5 protein-coding genes are annotated in these 5,952 nt (G+C 43.3%); 3 read left to right on the top strand and 2 right to left on the bottom strand.

Annotated elements, in window-relative coordinates; translation table 11 throughout:
• Window positions 1-470 precede the first annotated feature (470 nt).
• The 3 genes from VHA02S_RS24260 to VHA02S_RS24250 all read left to right on the top strand — a co-directional run bounded on the left by VHA02S_RS24260 (window position 471) and on the right by VHA02S_RS24250 (window position 3,625).
• Complete coding sequence (locus VHA02S_RS24260) at window positions 471-1,517, top strand: hypothetical protein (protein ID WP_026138207.1); 1,047 nt, start codon at window positions 471-473, stop codon at window positions 1,515-1,517.
• Between the two features lie 86 nt (window positions 1,518-1,603).
• Window positions 1,604-2,665: a hypothetical protein gene (locus tag VHA02S_RS24255; RefSeq protein ID WP_038899628.1), complete on the top strand. Its 1,062-nt coding sequence runs from the start codon at window positions 1,604-1,606 to the stop codon at window positions 2,663-2,665.
• A 171-nt stretch (window positions 2,666-2,836) separates the two neighbouring features.
• Window positions 2,837-3,625, top strand: a complete 789-nt coding sequence (locus VHA02S_RS24250; protein WP_038899627.1) for a lipase family protein — start codon at window positions 2,837-2,839, stop codon at window positions 3,623-3,625.
• Window positions 3,626-3,707: 82 nt separating this feature from the next.
• Here VHA02S_RS24250 and VHA02S_RS24245 read toward each other — a convergent pair whose 3' ends face one another.
• Together VHA02S_RS24245 and amyS are read right to left on the bottom strand one after the other, a co-directional pair.
• Entirely contained in the window at window positions 3,708-3,953 is a 246-nt protein-coding gene (locus VHA02S_RS24245; RefSeq protein ID WP_005446964.1) for a hypothetical protein, read from the bottom strand.
• 137 nt (window positions 3,954-4,090) lie between these two features.
• Window positions 4,091-5,614, bottom strand: a complete 1,524-nt coding sequence (gene amyS / locus VHA02S_RS24240; RefSeq protein WP_005446966.1) for an alpha-amylase — start codon at window positions 5,612-5,614, stop codon at window positions 4,091-4,093.
• Window positions 5,615-5,952 lie beyond the last annotated feature (338 nt).

Below are 5,952 nucleotides of genomic sequence, written 5' to 3'. Positions count from 1 at the left end.
CCTGCTCTAACGACCTGCGCCGTGAGAACGAGGCGTACTTTAACGGATTAAGATTTTAGGTCAACAATAAATTTTATCTTTTTTATTCATGCGGTTAAAAAGCAGACTCAGGCGAATACTCCGCACCCAATTCGACCGTTCCATGTACAAATCCATCACTCTTACATGATGTTTTTTCTCAACGTACTCTCCATGAATGCCCTTCAACAGAATAGTGGTCCCCGAGAACGAGAGGATAAAATAATGAATTTATCAACAATTTTATAAACCACTTCGGCAAATGCTCTCATTTATAGCAAAAAAAATCTTCATTCTTGTACCTCGCTAACATTTCACTGATCCGATGTGTTGTTAGTATTTATTCATGGCGCTAATCATACCATTGAGCAAAAGTGGTTTTGATGTTTGTTTTTTGCTTATTAAACGTTGCTATTACTAGCAAGTCTAAACATTCAAAGGTTAATAACATCATGAATAAAATGACAAAAGTTGCCTCACTCGCAGTGGCGATGGCATTTTCCGGAGTTTCCAACGCTGCCATTGGGGATTACAAAGTAGTCCTCATTCACGGTTTCCAACCCGATCAATTGCAAACTCAACCTTCGCGAACGCAAGTTGAAACAGAAGGAGCGGATTATTGGAAAGATTATTGGATGCAATACGCCGATGCGCGGATTGACTGGCCTTCGCAAGAGCGCGTCGAAGGTAAAATTACCAGTGATTACGTTTGGCCGAAGCTTCAAGAGTTGTCGAGAAATGGGACATGCCAGCCGGGTTGTATCTTAGTGACCCACTCTACCGGTGATCTTGTCGCAAGGTATCTCCTTGATAACCAAGAGAACTGGCTAACTAACGCAGGGCTTACTCCCCTCAACGTCGTTGCCACCTTCGACTTCGCAGGTGCCGGTGGTGGCTCAGAGCTGGGTGATATCGTCATCAATATTACGGAAGGTGGCGGCTGGACAAACAGTGCCATGCGCTATGCTATTTCGCTCTGGCTTGGTGATACTCCAAACAAAAACAACACTGGAGTGTTAAACGACCTTAAAGTCTCAAATGCTCGCCAAATAGCGATGCTGCCTGATCACCGAATTCCTCGCATTCGTTTTGTCGGCAATGGGAGTGATTATTTTAAAGCAACAGCAAGTTTCTTACCGGGCAAAGACGATGGCGTTGTAGCCGCGCACTCATCCTGTGGTTCTTCTAGCTCCGGCAGTTTCGACAGTTGTTCGACTCACTTAGCGATGGACGGTAAAGTATCTTCACAAAGTAAAGGCGTAACAAGCTTGATGCCTAACCATTACCCTTTCATCATGGGAAATGGCTACAGCCACAGCGAAGTGATTGGCTCAAAGCACAAAGGGAAAGTGACGTCTAGCAACACTTCTGTTGCACTCGCGGACGGTCACTCAGTCAAAGTCGATAGCTATCAACAAAATGGATGGTTCGGCAGTAAGTACATTTATGTTCAAGGTTCCCAACAAGATACAATGTCTGAGATTGCTGCAGGATTATAACTAAGTTCAGTTTAAATCCGTACAGGAGCCAAGCAATACATCGTTTGGCTCTGTTTACCCACAGTGGATGATTCAAGAGATTGAACATGAACAACAAAAAACTTATTGCCCTTGCTACGTTCGTAACGCTCGGTGCTGTCACACTCTTTATTTTGAAATCCCCCTCCGACGAACCTGAAACGTCGACTCAAACTGAAATATCCCAAGATCTCATGCCACATAAGCAAGCTTCTTCTATCGTTAAGCCAAGGCAAGTAACAACAGAGCCAGCCAACGTAGAGTATGACGATTCTCCGCTGATAGAGGATATTACTTCTTCGCAAGATCTCGAGTTAATCGCAGTGCGTCACGAGCAAGTTTTACAATACCCCTCATATTCCCAGCCCATCCTTGGAGAGAATAGTCCTTATTTAGATTGGAACCATTTTGAGGAAGTGCCCGTTCCCGTATTAGATGGAAAAGACACAGCGACGCTTAGTTTAACCAAGTATCGCCACTTCTTCCCAGACGATATCGAAGTCAATTTGAAATCCTCTAGCAATATAGTGACAGCGTCACTAGATGTCGAAGATATTGAGCAGCAAAAGACACTCGCGACTTTTACGATGGAAGAAACCGGCTGGCGTATATCCCCAAAACCTGATTGGCCAGAAGAGTTAAGGCTGGTTGCACATATCACTTTTGAGCAAGGCGAAGACGTCATTAGTACTGATTTACGTCTCTTTCATTCTGTCGCAAGTATTGTCAATGTAGGCAGCGGCACGCCAAAAAATACTGATATGATCATTCCTATTACGTTACAAATTGATAAAGCTGGTATCTATCGAGTAAGGGGGAGCCTGTATCAATCGAACGGCTCCGCGATTGCGTCATTGGTGCACAAGCAGCGTTTATCGGAAGGAGAGCAAACCATTGAGCTTAAGGCTTTCCATAAAGTCCTTTTAAAAGGCAAAACGGATTATGAACTGCGTGACATCATGATAGAACGCATGTCTGGATTTCCGGGAGAAAAAGCGCAATACGGTCAAAGCGAAAGCGAAGTATATCCAATCGGCGCGTTTGATTCCGGTCTTCTCTCTGATGAGCCTTATGAGATGAGTGATAAAGAAAAACAACAACTTGAGTTTCTTCATCAAGCATCAAACTAACTTTGTCCGCACTTTATGTGTCCGTACTCAAGCGCTAAGCTCGCTTGAGTACAAACAAAAAACCTTCACTTCACTTATCAAATTTCACCCTGAATTTAGTCCTGCTCATTTCATCGGTTTTTCATATTTCATGTCTAGAGTTTTAAATTGACAAAGACTAAGAAGAAAAACGTGAAGCCATTAAAACGATACCAATACGAACGCTACGCCGTGCTGTGTAATCTCGCCTACCCCAGAGTCTTTAAACAGACCCGCTATGGGTTTGACCCTAATGGGCAACGGATCATTAAAAACGAATTTGGCAAAACCATGATCCGTGTTTTATGGAGTAAAAAACGTACTGAGGTCGTTGTGGTTATTAAAGGCTCGCACAGTATTACCGATTGGTTGCTGAACTTTGCCATGTGGACTCGTAGCTGCAAGCGATTAGGACTTAACTATCGCATCCATGCGGGCTTCTACCATTTGTTGTTTCAAGAAAGCCAACCTTCTCGAAATGAAGATCGTCTCGGTTTGAGCGTGATTGAACGACTAGAAGCCACCATTGTACCTCTGATTCTACAGGGTAAGCGCATCACCATTACTGGACATTCGTCGGGCGGCGCAATTGGCAGCGTGTTTGCCGACTATATCGAACGTAAGTACCCAAAAAGCATCAAACGAGTAGTGACATTTGGTCAACCAGCGATTGGTGATTGGACATTCAAGAAACGCTATCGTTTAAGTCACAAAACCTATCGAATCTGTTGCGACATCGATATTGTTACTTTTATGCCTCCGGTACCTTTTCTTTATTGGCATGTAGGTAAAATGTTGTGGCTTTATAATGGAAGAATTTATGAGAACACGCCAACGTTAATGCGCCTTGGGCGTTCTTTGGTAAGTTGGTTGATCCGCCCTTTTTCCTATCACTTAATGAGCAAGTACATTCGCAACAAAGACTTCTTTGATGAGCGTTAATCCATTACTTCGCTTTCTTGTGATTCAGCGACAGATACAAAAAGAGCCAGTATTAAACTGGCTCTTTGTTCTTGGTTCAGAATTACAAAGACGCAATTTCTTTATCAAGTTGGTATTTGTTGTCAGTAACGATGCGCTCTAATACTTCGACGCGCTGTTTCAGGTCGTCTATTTGTTTGTTAAGACCATCTCGCTCTTCTTGATTCATCAGTTTACGCTCAGAGATTTCGAGCGCTTTTACTTCCTTGCGATGATTAAGAATCAACTTAACGATACCACCACCGAATATTGCACCGAATATAATCGCAATAGTTGCAACTTCCTGCATAGATTCCTTTCCTTAATCTGCCTACTGATAATGCTCAACAATAAAGTTACGCATTTGTTTCATGAATATCAAATAAGACATTGATTAAATGCATGCTATTTTCGAAATTGGTCACACCTGCAACTCTGCACTCGAGATTATTTAACGCCAACCCAAACAGAAACCGATCCGCCGTTCACTGGGAATTCCGCCCATCCACTAGCGTTAGTCCATACTTCTTCGGTACGAATACCTAGTTTATCGACATAACGTGTGCTCGGTGAACCCGTGTACATCCACTTTGTTCCGCCAGGACCATCACTCATGATAACCGCCATAGAGTTCGGATGTTCCGCATCCCCTTCTCGTGTCCAACCAATCACATCCCAGTGGTCAAGGTAAGAATGTTGTTTACCATAAGCATAATCTTTACGTGCTTTCACCAATTGCTCAATGTAAGGCACTTTCACCATGTTGATGTCGTGCCCTTTATCGCTGTATTGCGCACCGTAGTAATCTGCGTAGAAGACTGACGGATAACCTTCCTCACGAAGCAAAATGAACGCGTACGCAAGTGGTTTGAACCACCAATCCACCGGAGACTCTAAGGCCTGTAGTGGTTGCGTATCATGGTTCTCAACCAGTGTTACTGCTTTCACTGGGTTGTCTTTCATCAAGGTGCCATCCATGATTCGGCGCATATCAAAGTTGCCACCAGAGCGTGAAGCGTTATAGAAGTTCATATGTAACGGAGCATCAAACAATGACATGCTGCCAGAAGTCTTAGTGATAAAGTTGTGCAGATTGTTCACGTCGTAGTTCCAGTACTCACCAACGGTAAAGAGCTCTTTGCCCGTTTTCTTACGCAAGTAATCGATCCACTCTTGTAGGTACTGATATTTGATGTGTTTCACTGCATCCATTCGGAAGCCATCAACACCCGTCATGTTTAAGTACCATTCACCCCAATCTTTCAGCTCTTGCTTCACTTCTGGGTGATCCATGTCTAAGTCTGCGTACATGAGGTAGTCATAGTTGCCTTTTTCAGAACTGACTTCCCAATCCCATGCTTTACCATCACCTTTGAATTTAAAGATCGCTTTCTCTTTACCTGCGTCATCCCAATCGACGCCATCAAAGTGATACCACGTCCAATGGAAGTCTGAGTATTTATCGTTACGTCCTGGGAAGCTAAATTCAACCCATGCTTCAATCCATTTATCGCCAAGTTCAATATTGCGGTTATTCCAATCCACACGCTTGGTATCGACCCACGACTTGCCATCTGCACCGCCACGATGGTTGAACACTACGTCACCATAAATTTGGATATTGTTTTTGTGTGCTGCTTTGATGGCATTTAGATATTGGTCTTTGGTGCCGTACTTAGTTCGTACCGATCCTTTTTGATCAAACTCCCCTAAGTCATACATATCGTAAACACCGTAACCAACGTCGTTGCTACCACCTGCGCCTTTATATGCTGGTGGCAACCACAGCGCTGTAAAACCGTTGTCGGATAGTGCTGGCGCATTGTTTTCAACTTGTGTCCAGAGTGCGCCGTCATTTGGCACATACCAATGGAAATACTGCATCATGGTTCCATTTTGTGCCGCCAATACCGGCGAACTCAGCAGCAAAGTTAAAGGTAAAAGTGTGGGTTTAAGGTTGAATGTTTTCATTATTTTTCTCTCACGTTTTAGAACGAAGTTCGAACTTAGAGAGCCAACATGACGACTGGAAGAGATCCAACTAACCGTCTGTTGTACAACAAAAAGTTCGGACTACAATCGTGGAGAAATTATCACCAATCACCCTCTACAATTATTGAGTTGTGTAACATTTATAAAACCAATAACTAATTGAGCGCAATTATTGAATCACGATCAAATAATCAGGGAGGAGATAACCAAAAAGCGTAGCGAAATTGAGACTTAAGCGATTAATTATCATGCTTTAAAACGAAAAAAAGCCCGTCATGATGACGAGCTTTCGAAAATAATGGAGGCGCCTCCCGGAG

The organism is Vibrio harveyi NBRC 15634 = ATCC 14126 = KCTC 12724, assembly GCF_001591145.1.
In the GTDB taxonomy this organism is placed as follows: Bacteria; Pseudomonadota; Gammaproteobacteria; order Enterobacterales; family Vibrionaceae; genus Vibrio; species Vibrio harveyi.
The sequence above is the reverse complement of the archived record's forward strand: the minus strand, read 5'-3'. Positions and strand labels throughout refer to the sequence as shown.